Raw genomic sequence first — 364 nt, 5'->3', positions numbered from 1 at the left:
TCCACCAACATCAAAGAATTCTTTGGCAAATTCAAACGTGAACTCAACATCTTAAACGTCAAAGCTGAGCTTGCTCATGAACGTGAGATGCGCGTTCTCGATGATACCGCCATCGAAATGACGGTGTTCTCTGGTGGAAAAATCCCCCTTGATGAAAGGGATGATTTATCCACCGAAGAAGAACTAGAAGTTGAAGTAGAGGAAGATGCCGTTGAGTTGACCACAACAAAACCCAAGGCTAAATCCATAGAAGATTCGGTAGCGGTCTATCAAAAGCTCAAACAAAAACAGCAAGGGACATTTGCAAAGGTTTTGGAGAAGGGGGCAAATTTCCTCAGCCAAAATGGGGCAACCATTGTTGGAG

At 44.0% G+C, this 364-nt stretch carries 1 protein-coding gene; it reads left to right on the top strand.

The window, feature by feature from the left end; all coding sequences use genetic code 11:
- On the top strand, positions 1-364 hold a 364-nt coding region (locus tag Lwal_RS17515; protein ID WP_162264093.1), incomplete at both ends, for a hypothetical protein.

It is taken from the genome of Legionella waltersii, from assembly GCF_001468085.1.
GTDB lineage: Bacteria > Pseudomonadota > Gammaproteobacteria > Legionellales > Legionellaceae > Legionella > Legionella waltersii.
The sequence above is the reverse complement of the archived record's forward strand: the minus strand, read 5'-3'. Positions and strand labels throughout refer to the sequence as shown.